Here is a 17,372-nt window from a genome sequence, read left to right as displayed (position 1 = left end):
GGCGGCTGGGACACGGTGTCCTCGGCACACGGCGTCCTCGGCGCACAGGCCCACCGCACACAAAAAGCCGGCTCCCCCTGAAACAGTTCAGGCGGGAGCCGGCTTTTTCGCGGCGCTGTAAGTCTTGCGGGCTTAGTCGCGGGTGAGGCGGCGGTGGGTTACCCGGTGCGGCTTGGCCGCATCCGGGCCCAGGCGCTCGACCTTGTTCTCCTCGTAGGATTCGAAGTTGCCCTCGAACCAGTACCACTTGGACGGGTTCTCCTCGTCGCCTTCGTAGGCGAGGATGTGGGTGGCCACCCGGTCAAGGAACCAGCGGTCGTGCGAGACGACGACGGCGCAGCCCGGGAATTCGAGCAGGGCGTTTTCGAGGCTGCTGAGGGTTTCGACGTCGAGGTCGTTGGTCGGTTCGTCGAGGAGCAGCAGGTTGCCACCCTGCTTGAGGGTCAGCGCCAGGTTGAGGCGGTTGCGCTCACCACCGGAGAGCACCCCGGCCTTCTTCTGCTGGTCCGGGCCTTTGAAGCCGAAAGCGGCCACGTAGGCGCGGGACGGCATTTCGACGTGGCCGACCTGGATGTAGTCGAGGCCGTCGGACACGACTTCCCACAGGGTCTTGTTCGGGTCGATGCCGCCGCGGCTCTGGTCGGCGTAGGAGATCTTGACGGAATCGCCGATCTTCAGTTCGCCGCCGTCGAGCGGTTCCAGGCCCACGATGGTCTTGAAGAGGGTGGACTTGCCGACGCCGTTGGGACCGATGACGCCGACGATGCCGTTGCGGGGCAGGCTGAAGGACAGTCCATCGATCAGGGTGCGGTCATCGAAGCCCTTCTGGAGACCCTTGGCCTCCAGCACGAGTCCGCCCAGGCGCGGGCCCGGCGGGATCTGGATCTCTTCGAAGTCGAGCTTGCGGGTACGGTCTGCCTCGGCAGCCATTTCCTCGTAGCGGGCCAGACGGGCCTTGGACTTGGTCTGGCGTCCCTTGGCGTTGGACCGGACCCATTCGAGTTCCTCGGTCAGGCGCTTGGCCTGCTTAGCGTCCTTCTTGCCCTGGACTTCCAGGCGGGCGCGCTTCTTCTCCAGGTACGTGGAGTAGTTGCCCTCGTACGGGTACAGGTGGCCGCGGTCCACTTCGGCGATCCACTCGGCCACGTGGTCGAGGAAGTACCGGTCGTGGGTTACGGCAAGGACGGCACCGGAGTAGCTGGAGAGGTGCTGTTCCAGCCACAGCACGCTCTCGGCGTCAAGGTGGTTGGTGGGCTCGTCGAGGAGCAACAGGTCCGGCTTCTGCAGCAGGAGCTTGCACAGCGCGACGCGGCGGCGCTCACCACCGGAGAGCAGGGTGACGTCGGCGTCGGCGGGCGGGCAGCGCAGTGCGTCCATAGCCTGTTCCAGCTGGGAATCGATGTCCCAGGCGTCGGCAGCGTCGATCGCTTCCTGCAGCTGTCCCATTTCCTCGAGGAGGGCATCGTAGTCAGCGTCGGGGCTGGCCATTTCCTCGGAGATCGCGTTAAAGCGCTGGATCTTGCCGTAGATTTCGCCGACGCCTTCCTGGACGTTGCCCAGGACGGTCTTGTCTTCGTTCAGCGGCGGCTCCTGCAGCAGGATGCCTACCGTGTAGCCGGGGCTGAGCCGGGCCTCACCGTTGGAGGGAGTGTCCAGGCCGGCCATGATCTTGAGAATGGTGGACTTACCGGCACCATTCGGGCCGACAACGCCAATCTTGGCCCCCGGGAAGAAGGACATGCTTACGTCATCGAGGATGAGTTTTTCGCCGACAGCCTTACGGGCCTTGGTCATTGTGTAGATAAATTCCGCCATGCCTACAAATCTAGTGGTTCGGGCGGGATAACTCACATTCCGTGAGCCCGGATCGGCCACTTAACGGCGTTCGAGGGTTCGGCTCAGTCCCGGACGCCCACGAGGCAGCCCCCGGAGGCCAGACCCGGCAGCAGCACAGCGACGGTGACGGTGCCGGTGCGGATCTGGGCCACGATGCAGTCGTTGCCGTCGCGCACTCCGGCCTCGACGGCGTCGACAGCCATGCCGTGGGCGTCCGCCCGGCTGTGACTTCCACAGCGTCGGCCGGAATCCCTGCCTTAACCAACGACGCGCGGATGCCCGCCGTTTCGGGCTGACTGCCGCCGCGGATGGCGGCGTTCAGGACCGCCTCGACCGTGGACTTCATGGCGGATTCCCTGTCGGGTTTCAGGTCGGGGTTCGCCAGCGGCGACGTCGTGGATGCCGGTGCCGGCGACGCAGTGGCTGTCGGTGCCGGCGACGCAGTGGCTGTCGGTGCCGGGGACGTTGCGGAAGGTGTCCCCTGAGAGTCCGCGGCTTCAGAGGCCATAGCTCCGCTGCTACCGGCCGGCGTCGCACAGGCGAAGGCTGAAAGCAGGAGCACCAAGGTTGCGGCGGCCGGAGCGGCCCAGCCGACGCGACGGGCGGCCCCTCCCGCGGTGCGGGTGGGCGCCGCCCGTCCCGCAACGATCCTGGCGTGTTGCATCGGGCAATTCTGCCACGCGGCAGTGCCCCGTTCCGGCGTTCCGGTGACCAGTCCCGGCGCCCACGGCGCTGCCCGCCGGTCCTGCGGATTCAGGCTGCGGCCCCTTTCAGTTCTCCGGTTTCCTGGTCCACCTCCTCCTCCTCACCGCTCTCGTCATGGCTGAAGCTCGCGTGGTGGTCGGCACCGTGGTCGCCGTCCCCGTCGTCGTCCCCTGGCAGGCTCTGCGGTCCGCCGCCGTCGCCGTCGCCGCTACCGGGCGCGTCTGGGGAACCGGGTCCGGCGGCCGCCTGGCTTCCGGCTGCGGCTGAGCGCGTGAAGTTCGCAGAGCCCCACATGAGGTCGTGGCCAACTGACTCCGCGTCAATTTCGGCGACGTGGTAGACCCTGCCGTCCTTCTCCCAGCTCCGCATCTTCAGCCTGCCTACCACGATGACCCGCTGGCCCTTCTTGATGCTGCAGCCAATGTTGCCGGCCAGTTGCCGGTATCCCTGGACGGTGAACCAGTTGGTGTTGCCATCCACCCAGGTGCTGGAGCCGCGGTCGTAGCGGCGCTCGGTGGCGCCGAACCGGAAGGACGCCGTGGCCACGCCACCGGGTGTGGTCGAGCTTCTGATCTCCGAGGCGACGAAGCCACGGACCGTAATGTTGTCGCTCATTCTCATGTCCTGTCTCGAATTGTCGTGCCCTGCCGGGCAGTTCCAGCATCCCGCCGTGGACCGTGGCCGGGGAGGACCCGGCTGTGCCATGTGGATAACCGGCTGCCGGCAACGGTGTGGGGACCGTGTTGGGGAGAAGTCAGGGCCGGCAGGACCGGCCACCTGCCGGGCGTTGACCTCCACCGGCCGTCAGGCACTGTAAACTTTTTGAGGCGTCACCGGCAGCAGCCGGTGGGAGCCAGCGCGCCCCAGTAGCTCAGGGGATAGAGCAGCGGCCTTCTAATCCGCCGGTCGGGGGTTCGATTCCCTCCTGGGGCACAAGAGAGCGGCTCTGACCTGCGACAACGCACGGTCAGGGCCGCTTCCAATGTCAGCTCCTATTTCAACCAGACCATCAGATCCACTTGTTGTGTTTGAACGTCAGGAACAGGATCCCGCCCATGCCGAGCATGAGCGCGAGTGCCATCGGATAGCCGAAGATCCAGTCGAGCTCGGGCATGTCGCGGAAGTTCATGCCGTAAATCGAGGCGATCAACGTCGGCGCAAACAAGATGGCAGCCCACGACGAGATCCGCTTGACCTGCTCGTTCTGGGCGAAGCTCGACTCCGTCAGGAGCCGCATTTCGTCGTTCTGCCGCTGGGCAACGAGGGCCGCGTTGACGGCCAGCGCGTTCTGCAGCAACGCCCGGAAGGCAGACACCCGCTCCCCCAGCCTGATGGCGTGGTCCAGGACGTCGCGGAAATGATCCTGCAGTTCGGGATCCGGCACGCCGTCCGGTCCGCCGCCCATGAGGCTCTGCAAGATTCCGGCCAGCGGGGCCGTGGCACGCTGAAACGTGATGACCTGGCGGGAGAGTTCATAGATCCTGCGCGATACGCCGGGGTCGGCAGCGAACAGGTCGTCTTCGATTTCATCGATATCGTTTTCCAGCCCTGCCGCCACGGGCTCGTACTCGTCCACCACCTGGTCCAGGATCGCGTACAACACCGCATCCGGTCCGAGCGCCAGGAACTCCGGCTCGGACTCCATCCGCCGGCGCACCCGGGCCAGGTCGGGAGACTCCGCCCGGCGGACAGTCACTACAAAGTCCGGTCCGGAAAACACATGGATCTCGCCGAACTCGACCTTTTCCACGTCGTCCAGGTACCGCGCGGGCCGCAGCACCAGGAACAACGTCTCGCCATAGTGCTCCAGCTTGGCCCGCTGGTGGCCGGCGAGCGCGTCCTCTACGGCCAGGTGGCTCAGGTCAAATTCCTCGGCCACGGAGCGCAGTTCCTGGGCTTCGGGCCGGTAGAGCCCGATCCAGGCCATGCCCTGGCGCTGCCGCAGCAGAAAGTATGTCTCCTCGAGTCCTTCCGGGTCGGCGGTCCGGTGACCGTCCACATAGACGGCGTTGTCAATAATCGTCACGGCCGCGCCTCCTCTTCAAGGCATTCGCTTTGCTGTGACGTTATACCGTCCCCGGGCCGGTGCCAACAGCCTGCACTGCCCCGCGGGCGCCGCTGGTTTCCGGGAAGGACCCCGGAAAGAATGCCCGGGAGAACGACGCCGACGGCGGCCGCCAGGGACCGCCAAAGCACGGTTGCTGGCGTGGGACGGAGCGCCCGAACCGTGCACACCCTATGCCCTGAGCCCCGCCAGCCCTCAGCACGCTTAGTATTGAATGGACTGGCAGGCTGGCAGGGATAGCCTGTGCGCCCTGCCCGCAATCGAAAGGTACGGCCGCCATGACCGAGACACCCCGCAGATTCGACCCCACCAATCCAGACGACGCCCCCACCTCCCCGTACGCGGGGTCCGGTGACGCCACACCCGCGCCCGCGTCCGCGCCCGCCGAGCAGAGCCCCGGCATGGATGTGGCCGCGACCAGCACGGATGTGGCCGCCACGACGGCGGGGCGCGCCGAAACCACCCAGCCCGAGGAACCCACGGCTCAGGCTCCCGCGCCGGCGCCCGCTCCGGACACGCGCCAGGTCACCCGTGCGGGAATGGTCTGGGCCGCGGTTGCCTGCGCGCTCGTGGTGCTGATCCTGCTGATCGCTTTCATCCTGCAGAACCAGGAATACGTGCAGGTGAAGTTCTTTGGCCTCGAAGGCTCGGTCCCGCTCGGCATCGCCTTGTTCATCGCGGCCGTCGGAGGCGGCGTCCTGGTCGCCATCGCCGGAGCCGCCCGCATCATCCAGCTCCGGCTCGCCGCGCACCGCGTCCGCCGCCAGGCCAGCCCGGGCACGCGCACGCGCTGACGCTGAAGCCGCCAGGCGCTACCCTCTTTCCATGCGCGACGCAGAACCCCGGGCCCAGGCAGCCATCACCACCGCCGCGGCGAACTGGCCCGACGTCGAGCGTCTCTTTGGCGTGCGCGGCGAACCCTCACGATGCTGGTGCCGGTTCTTTGCCTGGACCGGCCCGCAGTGGTCCGCGTCCACCCCGGAGGAGCGGAAGAACCAGTTGCGGGACAAGTTCGACGGCGGCCAGCCGGCGCCCGGGGTCCTGGCCTTCCGCGACGGGAATCCGGTGGGCTGGTGCGCCGTCGAGCCCCGCGGGTGCTACCCAAGGATCCTGCGCTCGAACGTGCTGGCGTCGGCCCCTGACGCCGCCCGGGATCCCGGCGTGGACCAAGTGTGGTCCGTCAGTTGCTTTGTAGTCTCCCCTGACCACCGACGCACCGGCGTGGCGGGGGCGTTGCTTGCCGCCGCCGTCGAACACGCCTCCGCCCACGGCGCAACGGTGGTAGAGGGTTATCCGGTCGACCCCGCGCAACGGCCCAAGGCCGGCCCGGCAGACCTCTACCACGGCACGCTGGGACTCTTTTTGGCGGCCGGCTTCACGGCGGCCGGCTTCACGCTGGTCAGCGGCACAGTGGTCAGCGGCGCAGTGCCGGGACGCGCCGTCGTCCGCCTGACGGTGCCCCGGGCCGGCAGGGACCGAGGGCGCTAGGGCAGGGTCAGGATCACCGGCCCGTCGGCGGTGATGGCCACGGTGTGTTCGCTGTGCGCGGCGCGGCGGCCGTTCGCTGAGCGGAGGGTCCATTCGTCGTCGTCATGGTAGTAGTCGTCCTTGCGGCCGAGAATCAGCATTGGCTCGATGGCGATGACCAGGCCCTCGGTCAATTTGATGCCGCGACCGGGACGCCCGTCGTTGGGCACGTGCGGCTCGGCGTGCATGGTCCGGCCGATCCCGTGGCCGCCGTGGTCGGCGAGCAGCCCGTAGCCTGCCCGGCGCGCTGCACCGCCGATCGCATAGGCGAGATCCCCCATCTTGTTCCCGATCCTTGCCGCTTCGATCCCCCTCGCCAGGGCGGCGTCCGTGGCGTCGATGAGGGCCTGGTCCACCGGATCCACGGTCCCCACGATGAAGCTGACGGCCGCATCGCCGCACCACCCGGCCAGGAACGCGCCGCAATCCACGCTCAGGAGGTCCCCGTCCTGGAGCCGGTACTCGTTGGGGATGCCGTGCACGACGGCGTCGTTGACGGACGTGCAGATGACCCCCGGGAACGGCACGGACGCCCACCGCGGCCGGTAGTTCAGGAACGCCGGGGTGGCTCCCGCGTCGGCGATTGACGCCGCGGCGACATCGTCCAGTTCCTTGAGCGAAACGCCGACGGCGGCCGCCTCCCGGACCCGGGCGAGGGTGGTGGCGACCACCCGGCCGGCCTCGCGCATCAGAGCGATCTCTTCGGGACTCTTGATCATGGACATGGCTTTCCCTTCCGACGCGGAGCCGCGGCTTGCTGGCTTCAACTCTAAAGCCCGCCGCGGCGTGTCTACAGTGGCCTCATGACCACCACGGAACTGATTGACGCGATCCGCGGCAGCCTCCAGGCTGCTGCCGATCCGGGCCGCGCCGCGGGGGCCCAGGCCTACATGAAATCGCAGATGCCATCCCTGGGCGTGCGGGTTCCCGAGGTTCGCAGCATTGTCCGGGCCGCGGCCGCGGACCACCCGCCGGGCACCCTGGCGGAGCTGCAGTCCGCCGTGCTTGTGCTGTGGCGCAACGCCGGACACCGTGAGGAACGCTATGCCGCGATCGAGCTCACGGGGCTCAAGCCGGCAGCCGGGGAACTGGGCATGCTGGCCCTCTATGAGGAAATCATCCGCACCGGAGCGTGGTGGGACCTGGTGGACGGGGTGGCCCACCGGCTGGGCGCCCTGTTGCAGGCCCACCGGGCAGAACTGACGCCGGTGCTCGAACGCTGGAGCCGGGACGAGGACTTCTGGGTCCGGCGGGCCGCGATCACCGCACAGCTGGGGGCGAAGGACGCCACGGACACGGAGCTCCTGGCCGCTGTGATCGAGGCCAACCTCGAGGACCGGGAGTTCTTCATCCGCAAGGCGATCGGGTGGGCGCTGCGCCAGTACGGCAGGACGGATCCGGCCTGGGTGAAAGCGTTTGTGCGGCGGCATGCGGACCGGCTCAGTCCGCTCTCGCGCAAGGAAGCGCTCAGGAACTTGGCGGCCTAGCCAGAACCAGCCCTAGATGATCGGCCGCGTGGTGACCGGCTCGTCCGACTTGGTGAACAGCAGCTTCGTCTTCGGGTCAAGGAAGATCAGGTATAGCGCAAACAGCAACGCAATGATCGCCGCGGCGTTGCGGGCCAGCGCCAGGGCCAGGCCCAGATCCGCGGTCTGCAGGTACGGGAAGACGTCGAGCTGGTCCGAGATCGCGTACACCATGAAAAAGGACACGATGAAGTAGAGCGCCTTGACCTGCCAGTCGTCGCGGATGCCCGTGACGGCGAAGAGCGGGATGAGCCAGACGATGTACCAGGACTGGATCATCGGGGACAGCAGCACGACGGCGGCGAACGCCAGGGTGAGCCGGCGCATCAGCCGGTCGTAGTCGCCGCGGAAGATCTGCCAGGCGACGATGCCGACGGCGAGCAGCTTGCCGGCGTCGAACGCCCACTTGGCCAGTCCCCAGCCGTCGAGCCCGAAGGCGTTGGAGATGGAGGCCACGATCAGGCCCACCAGGCCAACAGGCGCGTACCAGATCCAGATGCTGCCCGGGGCGGACAGCCCGTTAATCCAGCCGAAGCCGAAGCCATTGACCCGGCTCATGAGATACAGCAAGGCCACACTGATGCCGGCCGTGAGGGCCCAGAAGACGAACTTGCGCGGCCAGCTGGCGCCCTTGCCCGCCCAGAGCAGGCCGATGAACGGCAGGAAGACCACCGTGATGGGCTTGACCGAGATGGAGAGCGTGACCAGCACGATTCCGAGGATGACCCGGCGCGTGGCGCAGTAATAAAGGCCCGCCAGGGCCAGGCCGATCATGAGGGCGTCGTTGTGGACGCTGGCGATGAAGTTGGTGAGGAACAGCGGGTTGGCCGCCGTCAGCCACAGGGCCCGGTTCGGGTTCACTCCGTGCAGTTCGGCCAGTTTCGGCACGTAGATCACGCAGAGGACCACGCCCACCAGGGCCGCGATCCGGAACAGCATGATGCTGCCTTCAGGGTGCACGTTGGTGGCCCAGACCACGAACTGTTCGATCCACAGGAACAGCTGCCCGTAGGGGACGGGAGCTTCGGTCCACATTCTGTCGGCGCCCAGCTGGAAGTAGTTGGACAGCGCCGAAATGCCGTTTTCGTAGGGGTTGAAGCCCTCCACCATGAGCCGGCCCTGGCCGATGTACGCGTAGACGTCGCGGCTGAACAGCGGCACAGAGAACATTAGCGGCAGCCCCCACGCCACCGTCGCTTGGAGCGTGGCCTTGCGGGCCCCGGCCCCCCAGACCCGGACGCGCTGGCCGAGCCGCAGCCAGGCGCGGACAAGCAGCATGCCGCCGAAGGCCAGCAGGACAATGCAGAGGGCGACGCCGAGGGCCTCGGTGCGCATCCAGATGAACAGCGGGACTCGGCGGAGTTCGGATGCGGGGGCAAGCCAGCCGACGCCGACCGAACCGATAGTCATGAACAGCGAGCCCAGGAACCCGGCAAGGATCGGGGACCGCGGGTTATCGACGTCGCCGACGGCCCCTTCCCCCTCAGGGGAGGCCGCAGCCGGGGTGAGCGCGGTCCGGCCGGCCGCAGAAGGGCGGGACGTGGACGGGCGGGACGTACCGGCAGCCGTTTCCCCCGCCGCAGGCACAGGCGCCGTCATGTCAGGATCGTCCAATCTGTTGTGGGCCACAATTCCGCCCACAGCCGGCCGCAGTGTCCGGCCCGGGGCGCCGCGTCGAAGAAATAAGTGCCGAAATAATTCGGCGGCCGCGTATTCGAAATCCTAGCACCGGACGGCTCTGTGACGTCGGAACGGTAGGCTGGGCGGGTGCCTATTACTAACGAACGCATCGTCTGGATCGACTGCGAAATGACCGGCCTGGACACCAAGAATGACGCCCTTATCGAGGTGGCCGCCCTGGTGACCGATTCGGAGCTCAACATCCTGGGGGACGGCGTCGACGTCGTGATCAAGCCCGACGACGCCGCGCTGGCCCAGATGAACGACTTTGTCCGCGACATGCACACACGGTCCGGCCTGCTGGCGGAGCTTCCGCACGGCAAGACGATGGCCGAAGCGCAGGCAGCCGTGCTCGCCTACATCAAGAAATGGGTGCCGGATCCCCGGAAGGCCCCGCTCGGCGGCAACTCGGTGGGCACCGACCGCGTGTTCCTTGTCCGCGACATGCCCGACGTGGTGGAGCACCTGCACTACCGGGTCATCGATGTGAGCACCATCAAGGAACTCTCCCGCCGCTGGTTTGCCCGGGCCTACTTCCAGTCCCCGGCCAAGCTGGGCGGCCACCGGGCGCTCGGCGACATCAAGGACTCCATCGACGAACTCCGGTATTACCGCGAGGCCGTATTTGTCCCCGCGCCGGGCCCGGACAGTGCCACGGCGCAGCGGATCGCCAAGCGCGTCATGGGCGGCGAAGCAGCCGAGCCCACCCCGGCGGAGTAGCGCCCGCACACCTCCCCTCCGCGCAGCAGAGCCTATGAAACGTCGCCGGGGACGTGGCGCGGAAAAGTAATCTGCGCCACGTTTCGCGGAAATTTCGGCGAAAATCGCAAAAGTGGCAAAACCACCCCCAAACAGCAGGTAAGCTATTTGTCGTTGCCTTTCCAGCCAGCCGGTTCGCCGGAGGGCGTGATATGGCACATGGTGGGCGTAGCTCAGTTGGCAGAGCGCCTGGTTGTGGTCCAGGAGGTCGCGGGTTCAACCCCCGTCGCTCACCCTCATGAAGGACGGCAGTGATTGTCCGACCTTTTCCAAAGGCCGCACCGGTTATCCGGTGCGGCCTTTGTTGTCTGTATTGGAAGGAATCGCAGTGAAGCGCAAGCTGTTTGAAGAAGACCACGAGATGTTCCGTGAGATGGCCGCCGAGTTCAACGCGCGTGCGGTCGCTCCCCACTACACCCAGTGGGACGAGGACCACATGATGCCCCGGGAACTGTGGTCCGCTGCCGGCGAGCAGGGCCTGCTGGGCCTGGCCGTGCCGGAAGAGTTCGGCGGCATGGGGATGTCCGACTACCGATTCCGGACAGTGCTGGACGAAGAATTCGCCAAGAGCAACCACCTCGCGGTCGGCCTGGCGTTCCACCTGCACGATGACATGGTCCTCCCCCACCTGCTGGCCTACGGCTCCGATGACCTCAAGGCCCGCTGGCTCCCGGGCATGGTCTCGGGCGAAAAGATCACCTCGGTCGCCTGGACCGAACCGGGGGCCGGCTCCGACCTGCGCGGCATCCGCACCAAGGCGGTCCGCGACGGCGACGACTGGCTGATCACTGGCCAGAAAACGTTTATCGGCAACGGCATCTCCGGCGACGCCTCCCTCGTCCTGGCCCGCACTGACGGCGGCACCGGACGCGGAAACCGCGACTCGTTCTCGCTCTTCATGGTCCAGAAGGGTGAGGGCTACAACACCGGCAAGCAACTGGACAAGATGGGCCTCAAGGCCTCCGACACGGCCGAGCTGTTCTTCGACAACGTCCGCGTCCCGCACGCGGACCTCGTCGGCGAGGAAGGCAAGGGCCTGCAGTACGCGGCCGAACAGCTCCCCCAGGGCCGGCTGGCGATCGCCGTGGCAAGCTCCGCCGTCGTGCGCGCCACCTACGAGGCGACTGTCCGCTACACGAAGGACCGCAACGCGTTCGGCGAGCGAATCATCGATTTCCAGAACAGCCGCTTCGAACTCGCCGACCTCCTCACGGAGGTCGAGGTCACCGAAGCGTACGTGGACCAGGCCATCCTGGCGTTCAACGCCGGAGAGCTCGACGCCGCAGGCGCTGCCCGTGCCAAACTGTGGGCGTCCGAGCGCGCCAAGTCCGTCACGGACCGTTGCCTGCAGCTGCACGGCGGGTACGGCTACATCATGGAATACCCGGTGGCCCAGGCCTACCTCGCCGCCCGGCTGCTGACGATCTTCGGCGGCACCAACGAAATCATGCGCGACGTCGTCGGCCGCACCATCGCCGGCTGAGACGCCCCGACTCCACCTGCATCCGAGGAACTTTCCTGATATGACCGTCCTGCCCATCACGATCTGGGGCGAGCCCGTGCTGCACCGCCGGGCCGCTGAAGTCGACGTCTTCGACGACGAGCTCCGCACCCTGATCGCCGACATGTTCGAGACCAACGACGCCGCCAACGGCGTCGGGCTGGCGGCCCCCCAGGTGGGGGTCGGCAAGCGGCTCTTCGTGTACAAGTACGACAACGACGACGGCGCCGCGCCCACCGGCGTCGTGGTCAATCCTGTCCTGACACTTTCGAAGATTTCCGGCGCGCTGCCGGACCCCGACGAGGAAGAGGAAGGCTGTCTGTCCTTCCCCGGCGGACAGTATCCGCTCAAGCGGGCCGAATGGGCGAGGGTCCAGGGCTTCGACGGTGACGGGAAGCCGGTGGAATTCGAGGCGACCGGCTGGTTCGCCCGGGTCATCCAGCACGAGTACGACCACCTCGACGGCAAGCTCTACGTCAACCGGCTCATTGACCGCTATGCCCGCCGGGCCATGAAGCAGGCCAAGCGCAGCGGCTGGGGCGTTCCCGGCCTGACCTGGATGCCGGGAGTAGACCCGGACCCGTTCGGCCACTGACGGCGGCAGTTAGGCGCTGCTGCACGCGGACTTTCCCCACGTTTGACGCCGACGCGCAGGAAATCGCCGGCGGTTTGGCGGGACGAGCCGGCGGCGGGTCCCAAAGGTGGGGAATTTCGGCGGGATTTCCCGGGTCAGCAGTGACCCGGCCGGCCAGTTCCTTTAGGTCCGGTCGACGGCGGCCAGGATCGCGGCTCCGAGCTCTGCCGGCCTGGTGAACTGCGGCCAGTGTCCTGTAGGCAGGTCCACGTAGTCGACCTGGCGGATCCGTCCGAGCTCCGCCACATACGGGTGGCCGCCGGCAACCATTTCCGTCAGCATCGAGGACGGGAATTCGCAGGCGATGACGGTGACCGGAACCTCGAAGCGGCGTTCATCCGAGAGCTGCTGCCGGTCCTGGGCCACGCCGCGCGGCTGCGGGATGGCACGGGCACGGAACATGGCGCGCAGCTCGTCGGTCAGGTCGGTGAGGTCCGCGTCCTCGAAAAGCTCCCACGGCGGCAGCGGCACCTCGTCGCCGTCGGCCGGGAGTTCGTCATTGATGACCCCGCCCTCCCCCAGCGGTCCGCTGTCCACGTAGACAGCCCGGGCCACCCGGTCCGGGCGGGCATCGACGGCGCCATGGATGATGGCCCCGCCGCCGGAGTGGCCCACCAGGACCACCGGCGCGTCGAAGGAATCGATCTTCGCCACCACGGCGTCGATGTGGGTGCGCAGGCCGATCCCGGCGCGCGGCGCATCGGCCGACTCCAGGCCCGGCAGCGTCAACGGGTGGACCTTGTGCCCGGCCGCGGTCAGCGGCGGGGTGACGTCAGCCCACGACGAGGCGTCCAACCAGAATCCGGGTACGAGGATGATGTCCATGCCGGTACCCTACCGGTCGAGTACCAGCTCCACCACCTGATACGGGTCCTCGCCCGGGACCAGGTTGTGCATGGTGATGCGTCCGCCCGGGCCGTCCGCCGGGTGCAGGTGGATCTGCCAGCCCCAGTCCGGGCCGGTCGGCGCCGCATAGGAGCCGTTGAGCCGGAGGACGCCGTCGCCGCCCACGGTCCCGGAAAACTGCATCAGCGCCTTGCCCGTGTGCCAGGAGTCCAGCCACACAGCGGTGGCGGGATCCGCGCCGGACGCGCCGCCGGCCAGGATCAGGAGGCCTTCCTGCTGGCTCTCACCGTCTGACCAGGTGTAGGCGACACTCGCGAAGTGTGCGGCGGTCACCGTCACCGTGGCGGTGGCCGCCGAAGCCTTGTAGTCGTCCGTGGGCATGAGCCGCAAGCGGTTTTGTCCATGCCAGGTGCCAAGGAACGGTGTCACGCATTTCACAATGTCCATGCGGCAGTCTACTGAACCAACCGATCCTGCTCAGTCCGCGGCCGGCTTTTCGAATCTCGCCGCGAAGTCCGGGACATAGCGGAACAGTTCCCGCGGCGGGCGCGTGTAGTTGACGGCCTTCGGCCGTTCCGGAAGGGTCACCGGCTCGGTCCGTACTTCGGTGTAATCGATGCTGGAGAGCAGGTGGGCGATGAGGTTGATCCGTGCCCGGCGTTTGTCTTCGGCTTCCACCACGTACCAGGGTGAATCCGCGGTGTCTGTCTGCACGAACATGTCGTCCTTGGCCCGCGAGTAGTCTTCCCAGCGCAGGATTGCCTCCCGGTCCATCGGCGAGAGCTTCCATTGCCGCATGGGATCATCCAGCCGGGATTTGAACCGCCGCTCCTGTTCCCCATGGCTGATCGAGAACCAGTACTTGAAGACAAGGATGCCGTCCTGGATGAGGAGCCGTTCAAAAACCGGGCACTGGGCCATGAAGCGTTTGTGCTCCGCCGGGGTGCAAAAGCCCATCACGTGTTCGACGCCGGCGCGGTTGTACCAGGAGCGGTCCATCAGGACGATTTCCCCGGCGGCGGGCAGATGCGCCACATAGCGCTGGAAGTACCATTCACCGCGTTCGCGCTCCGTCGGCGCCGGCAACGCGACTATCCGGGCAAACCGCGGATTCAGGTACTCGGTGACCCGCTTGATAGCACTCCCCTTACCGGCTGCATCCCGACCCTCGAAGATGATGAGGACCCGCGCCCCGGTGCTCCGGACCCACTCCTGGAGGGCAACCAGTTCTGCCTGGAGCCGCAGAAGTTCGGCCTTGTAGAGTCCGGCGTCGAGCCGGGCCGGCCGCCGTGCGGAGCCCTTCTTGTGGCCGGCGTGCCCCTTGCCTGAATTGTGCGTGCGATGTGCCATGGCTTCCGTTCCAGCATTTGGGGCGCGCGGTTTGTCCCACCGCGCCCATTGTCGCCGGGCAGCAGAACGGCTGCAAGGGTCCTCCAGCCCGGAAACTGCGAAGGGCGCGTCAGCGCGGCACGATCGTCTGTTGCCCTGGGCACGAGGCCAGGATCCGTTTCATCGCCTCCTTCTCTGCCGCCGTGACCCACAGCCGGTAGGCCGCCTTGACCGAAATTTGGCGGGCGACGTAGTGGCAGCGGAAAGCCTTGTTTGGCGGCAGCCAGGTGGCGGCGTCGGAGGCACTCTTGTCCTGGTTGGCGGGACCGTCGACGGCGATCAGGTTGAGGGGATCGTTGGCCAGGTGTTCGCGCTGCTGCGCGGTGAGCTGCTGGGCGCCTTTTTGCCACGCGTCTCCCAGCGCCACGACGTGGTCGATCTGCACCGCAGCACTGGTTTCGGCGCCGCGCCGGAAAACGATCGTGCGGCCGGTGTACGGTTCCTGGAACGTGCCGCCGGCCACCTGGCAGCGGGAGCCGCTGACGAATTCGGCGGCCGCCAGGTCGCGGCGGAGGATATCGTTGCGCGTATCGCAGCCGTTGCGGTCGACGTCGAGCCATGCCTGGCCGAAGGCACCCCGGTCATAGTTGTTCTTTGCCGACCGTCCCTTGACCGCGAGGGTGTCGAGCAGTGCGGCAGCGTTTCCCTGCGGCACTGCCCGGACGGCGTCCACCGCGTTCATCCACCCTCGGGCAATGACGGGGGCCTCGCGGGGGCCGGCGATTTGCGGCTCCGCAGCGGAAAACTGGCCGGCCGTGAAGAACCAGACCAGGCCGCCCAGGACGGCCAGGCCGGCTGCGGCAAGGAGGATCCAGGCCTGGCGGGAGTGGCGGCGGGCGCGGCGGAAATCCATCCAGGTGGCGCTCATGTGGGCGGCCGCTCGCGGCGTTTTGGCTGCACGCCCTGAGCCTATGCGGACGCCACGCCACTCGGGCGGTTGTCCACAGTGTTGGGGACCGGTGGCGGAACGCGGGGGCCTATTGCTCCCGTGTGACCCGTTTCAGGTCTTCGTTGGCCAGATCCAGCAGGCCCTGGAGCTGGGTCACCCGGTCGTCGTTGACTTCACCGGACTGGCGTTTGACGAGGGCGTCGTCCAGCAGCCGCTTCGCTTCTTTCGCGTTGCTCCGCGCGACGTCCAGCGCGTGTTCCAGGGTGGTCTCGTGTTCAACAGCCGGGTTCGGTTCCATGGCTCCATTGTGGTTCCCTTTCCCGGCCGATTCCAGTGCATCGGCCGGGAAAGGAGGAACATGTCCCGGTCAGGGACATTCGCCCTGGCTAGACCTCGACGGGCAGCCCTGCGGCCTCGAGGATGGACGCAGCATCCTTGGCGGGGAAGGACGGCGGGTTGACCCCGGCCATTTCCTCCATGACGCGGACCACCTGGCAGCTGTAGCCGAACTCGTTGTCGTACCAGACGTACAGGACGAGGTTCTTGTCGTTGGAGATCGTGGCCAGGCCGTCGACGATGCCTGCCCGGCGTGAGCCGACGAAGTCCGTGGAGACAACCTCGGGCGAATCGATGTAGTCGATCTGCTTGCGCAGCTCGGAGTGCAGCGACATTTCCCGCAGATAGTCGTTGACCTCATCCTTGGTGGTGCCGTTCTCCAGGTTCAGGTTCAGGATGGCCAGCGAGACGTCCGGGGTGGGGACGCGGATGGAGCTGCCCGTGAGCTTGCCGAGCAGTTCCGGCAGGGCCTTGGCCACGGCCTTGGCGGCACCGGTCTCGGTGATTACCATGTTCAGCGCGGCAGAGCGTCCACGGCGGTCGCCCTTGTGGAAGTTGTCGATCAGGTTCTGGTCGTTCGTGAAGGAGTGGACCGTCTCCACGTGGCCGTGCACCACGCCGTAGCGGTCGTTGATCGCCTTGAGCACAGGGGTGATGGCGTTCGTGGTGCAGGACGCCGCCGAGACGATCGTGTCCGAGTCGTCGATGGTGCCGTGGTTGATGCCGTGCACGATGTTCTTCAACTCGCCCTTGCCCGGTGCGGTGAGGAGAACGCGGGCAACACCCTTGCTCAACAGGTGCTGGGAAAGGCCCTCGGCGTCGCGCCAGCGGCCCGTGTTGTCGACGACGAGCGCGTCGTGGATGCCGTAGGCGGTGTAGTCCACCGTGGAGGGGTTGTCCGAGTAGATGACCTGGATCTGGACGCCGTTGGCCGTGATGGTGTTGTTTTCGAGGTCAACCTTGATGGTGCCTTCGAAGGAGCCATGGACGGAGTCGCGGCGCAGCAGGCTCGCGCGCTTGGCAAGGTCGTTGTCTGAACCGCGGCGGACCACGATGGCACGCAGGCGCAGGCCGTGGCCGCCGCCTGCCTTTTCGATCAGGAGCCGGGCCAGGAGCCGGCCGATGCGGCCGAAGCCGTAGAGGACGACGTCGGTGCTGGTGCGGTCGTCGCCGCCGCGCTTGCCGACAACCTCGGCGAGTTCGGCGCGGAGGAACTCATCCAGGCTGGCGCCGTCGCCCTCGGCGCGGTATTTCTCGGTGAGGCGGGCAATGTCGATCGCCGCGGCGCCGAGGTCCAGCTTGGTCAGGGCCTCCAGCAGCGGGGCTGTCTCCTCGAGGCGCAGTTCTTCCTTGCTCATCCTGCGGGCGAAGCGGTGGGCCTTGAGGATATTCATGGTGGACTTGTTGATCAGGCTGCGTCCGTGGATGGAGGTCACCACGTTGTTCTCGCGGTACAGCCGGCCGATCACGGGGATCATGGCCTCGGCGAGTGCCTCACGGCCCATCCACGTATCAAGACAAGAATCTGACGTCTGGCTCACAGAACTACCTTCCTAGAATCCACCCCCTACGTCCTCGTAGGGGGAAGTCGGCCGCCGGAGGGTGTCCGGTACCGGGCACCGGCGGGGATTCGGTCCACCCCGGGCGCCTCATCGAGCGCAAAGAAAAACCGCCGGCTG

Annotated in this window: 19 protein-coding genes and 2 tRNA genes; 9 read left to right on the top strand and 12 right to left on the bottom strand. The window is 67.0% G+C overall.

The window, feature by feature from the left end:
- Positions 1-132 precede the first annotated feature (132 nt).
- Together ettA and AC1D0A_RS04445 are read right to left on the bottom strand one after the other, a co-directional pair.
- Positions 133-1,815: an energy-dependent translational throttle protein EttA gene (ettA, locus tag AC1D0A_RS04450; protein ID WP_026266424.1), complete on the bottom strand. Its 1,683-nt coding sequence runs from the start codon at positions 1,813-1,815 to the stop codon at positions 133-135.
- An 83-nt stretch (positions 1,816-1,898) separates the two neighbouring features.
- A complete protein-coding gene (locus tag AC1D0A_RS04445) occupies positions 1,899-2,039 on the bottom strand; it encodes a DUF6993 domain-containing protein (protein ID WP_243177211.1) in 141 nt (46 codons plus the stop codon).
- 141 nt (positions 2,040-2,180) lie between these two features.
- Between AC1D0A_RS04445 and AC1D0A_RS04440 the strand changes: the two genes are divergently transcribed.
- Entirely contained in the window at positions 2,181-2,321 is a 141-nt protein-coding gene (locus tag AC1D0A_RS04440; RefSeq protein WP_476945265.1) for a hypothetical protein, read from the top strand.
- 268 nt (positions 2,322-2,589) lie between these two features.
- Here the strand turns inward: AC1D0A_RS04440 and AC1D0A_RS04435 are convergent, their stop codons facing one another.
- Positions 2,590-3,156, bottom strand: a complete 567-nt coding sequence (locus AC1D0A_RS04435; RefSeq protein ID WP_476943961.1) for a single-stranded DNA-binding protein — start codon at positions 3,154-3,156, stop codon at positions 2,590-2,592.
- Between the two features lie 245 nt (positions 3,157-3,401).
- Between AC1D0A_RS04435 and AC1D0A_RS04430 the strand changes: the two genes are divergently transcribed.
- A tRNA-Arg gene (locus AC1D0A_RS04430) sits at positions 3,402-3,474 on the top strand.
- Between the two features lie 76 nt (positions 3,475-3,550).
- Here the strand turns inward: AC1D0A_RS04430 and AC1D0A_RS04425 are convergent.
- Positions 3,551-4,567 carry a magnesium and cobalt transport protein CorA gene (locus AC1D0A_RS04425; protein ID WP_243177208.1) on the bottom strand — a complete coding sequence of 339 codons (1,017 nt, stop codon included), beginning with the start codon at positions 4,565-4,567 and terminating at the stop codon, positions 3,551-3,553.
- Between the two features lie 317 nt (positions 4,568-4,884).
- On the opposite strand from AC1D0A_RS04425, the gene AC1D0A_RS04420 reads away from it, so the two are divergent.
- Positions 4,885-5,400: a LapA family protein gene (locus AC1D0A_RS04420; protein ID WP_243177207.1), complete on the top strand. Its 516-nt coding sequence runs from the start codon at positions 4,885-4,887 to the stop codon at positions 5,398-5,400.
- 31 nt (positions 5,401-5,431) lie between these two features.
- Positions 5,432-6,094: a GNAT family N-acetyltransferase gene (locus AC1D0A_RS04415; protein ID WP_476945264.1), complete on the top strand. Its 663-nt coding sequence runs from the start codon at positions 5,432-5,434 to the stop codon at positions 6,092-6,094.
- Here the strand turns inward: AC1D0A_RS04415 and map are convergent.
- Complete coding sequence (gene map, locus AC1D0A_RS04410; RefSeq protein ID WP_459385064.1) at positions 6,091-6,858, bottom strand: type I methionyl aminopeptidase; 768 nt, start codon at positions 6,856-6,858, stop codon at positions 6,091-6,093. The genes AC1D0A_RS04415 and map overlap by 4 nt on opposite strands.
- A gap of 78 nt (positions 6,859-6,936) precedes the next feature.
- Here map and AC1D0A_RS04405 point away from each other — a divergent pair, with 78 nt between their 5' ends.
- A complete protein-coding gene (locus AC1D0A_RS04405; protein WP_243177204.1) occupies positions 6,937-7,620 on the top strand; it encodes a DNA alkylation repair protein in 684 nt (227 codons plus the stop codon).
- Positions 7,621-7,632: 12 nt separating this feature from the next.
- On the opposite strand, the gene mptB is transcribed toward AC1D0A_RS04405, so the two are convergent.
- Complete coding sequence (gene mptB / locus AC1D0A_RS04400; protein WP_476945263.1) at positions 7,633-9,258, bottom strand: polyprenol phosphomannose-dependent alpha 1,6 mannosyltransferase MptB; 1,626 nt, start codon at positions 9,256-9,258, stop codon at positions 7,633-7,635.
- Between the two features lie 168 nt (positions 9,259-9,426).
- Here mptB and orn point away from each other — a divergent pair, with 168 nt between their 5' ends.
- The 4 genes from orn (at position 9,427) to def (ending at position 12,194) form a co-directional block, all read left to right on the top strand.
- Positions 9,427-10,059 carry an oligoribonuclease gene (orn, locus tag AC1D0A_RS04395; RefSeq protein WP_308197202.1) on the top strand — a complete coding sequence of 211 codons (633 nt, stop codon included), beginning with the start codon at positions 9,427-9,429 and terminating at the stop codon, positions 10,057-10,059.
- 201 nt (positions 10,060-10,260) lie between these two features.
- Positions 10,261-10,333, top strand: a tRNA-His gene (locus AC1D0A_RS04390).
- Between the two features lie 93 nt (positions 10,334-10,426).
- Positions 10,427-11,581 (top strand): acyl-CoA dehydrogenase family protein, encoded by a 1,155-nt coding sequence (locus AC1D0A_RS04385; RefSeq protein ID WP_476945262.1) that lies wholly within the window; start codon positions 10,427-10,429, stop codon positions 11,579-11,581.
- Between the two features lie 40 nt (positions 11,582-11,621).
- Positions 11,622-12,194, top strand: a complete 573-nt coding sequence (def, locus tag AC1D0A_RS04380) for a peptide deformylase (protein ID WP_476945261.1) — start codon at positions 11,622-11,624, stop codon at positions 12,192-12,194.
- 162 nt (positions 12,195-12,356) lie between these two features.
- Here the strand turns inward: def and AC1D0A_RS04375 are convergent, their stop codons facing one another.
- From AC1D0A_RS04375 to AC1D0A_RS04350, 6 genes are all read right to left on the bottom strand, one after another.
- Complete coding sequence (locus AC1D0A_RS04375; RefSeq protein WP_243177200.1) at positions 12,357-13,058, bottom strand: alpha/beta fold hydrolase; 702 nt, start codon at positions 13,056-13,058, stop codon at positions 12,357-12,359.
- A 9-nt stretch (positions 13,059-13,067) separates the two neighbouring features.
- Entirely contained in the window at positions 13,068-13,526 is a 459-nt protein-coding gene (locus AC1D0A_RS04370) for a DUF1579 family protein (protein ID WP_476945260.1), read from the bottom strand.
- Between the two features lie 30 nt (positions 13,527-13,556).
- Entirely contained in the window at positions 13,557-14,429 is an 873-nt protein-coding gene (ppk2, locus tag AC1D0A_RS04365; RefSeq protein WP_243177198.1) for a polyphosphate kinase 2, read from the bottom strand.
- A gap of 109 nt (positions 14,430-14,538) precedes the next feature.
- Positions 14,539-15,336: an HNH endonuclease family protein gene (locus tag AC1D0A_RS04360; protein WP_476945259.1), complete on the bottom strand. Its 798-nt coding sequence runs from the start codon at positions 15,334-15,336 to the stop codon at positions 14,539-14,541.
- 109 nt (positions 15,337-15,445) lie between these two features.
- Positions 15,446-15,655 carry a hypothetical protein gene (locus tag AC1D0A_RS04355; RefSeq protein ID WP_018773403.1) on the bottom strand — a complete coding sequence of 70 codons (210 nt, stop codon included), beginning with the start codon at positions 15,653-15,655 and terminating at the stop codon, positions 15,446-15,448.
- Positions 15,656-15,743: 88 nt separating this feature from the next.
- Entirely contained in the window at positions 15,744-17,234 is a 1,491-nt protein-coding gene (locus tag AC1D0A_RS04350; RefSeq protein ID WP_308197201.1) for a glyceraldehyde-3-phosphate dehydrogenase, read from the bottom strand.
- Positions 17,235-17,372: the final 138 nt, after the last annotated feature.

It is taken from the genome of Arthrobacter sp. P1_D4 (genome assembly GCF_056406115.1).
Note: the sequence above shows the minus strand (reverse complement) of the source record. Positions and strands in the feature narration are given on the sequence as shown.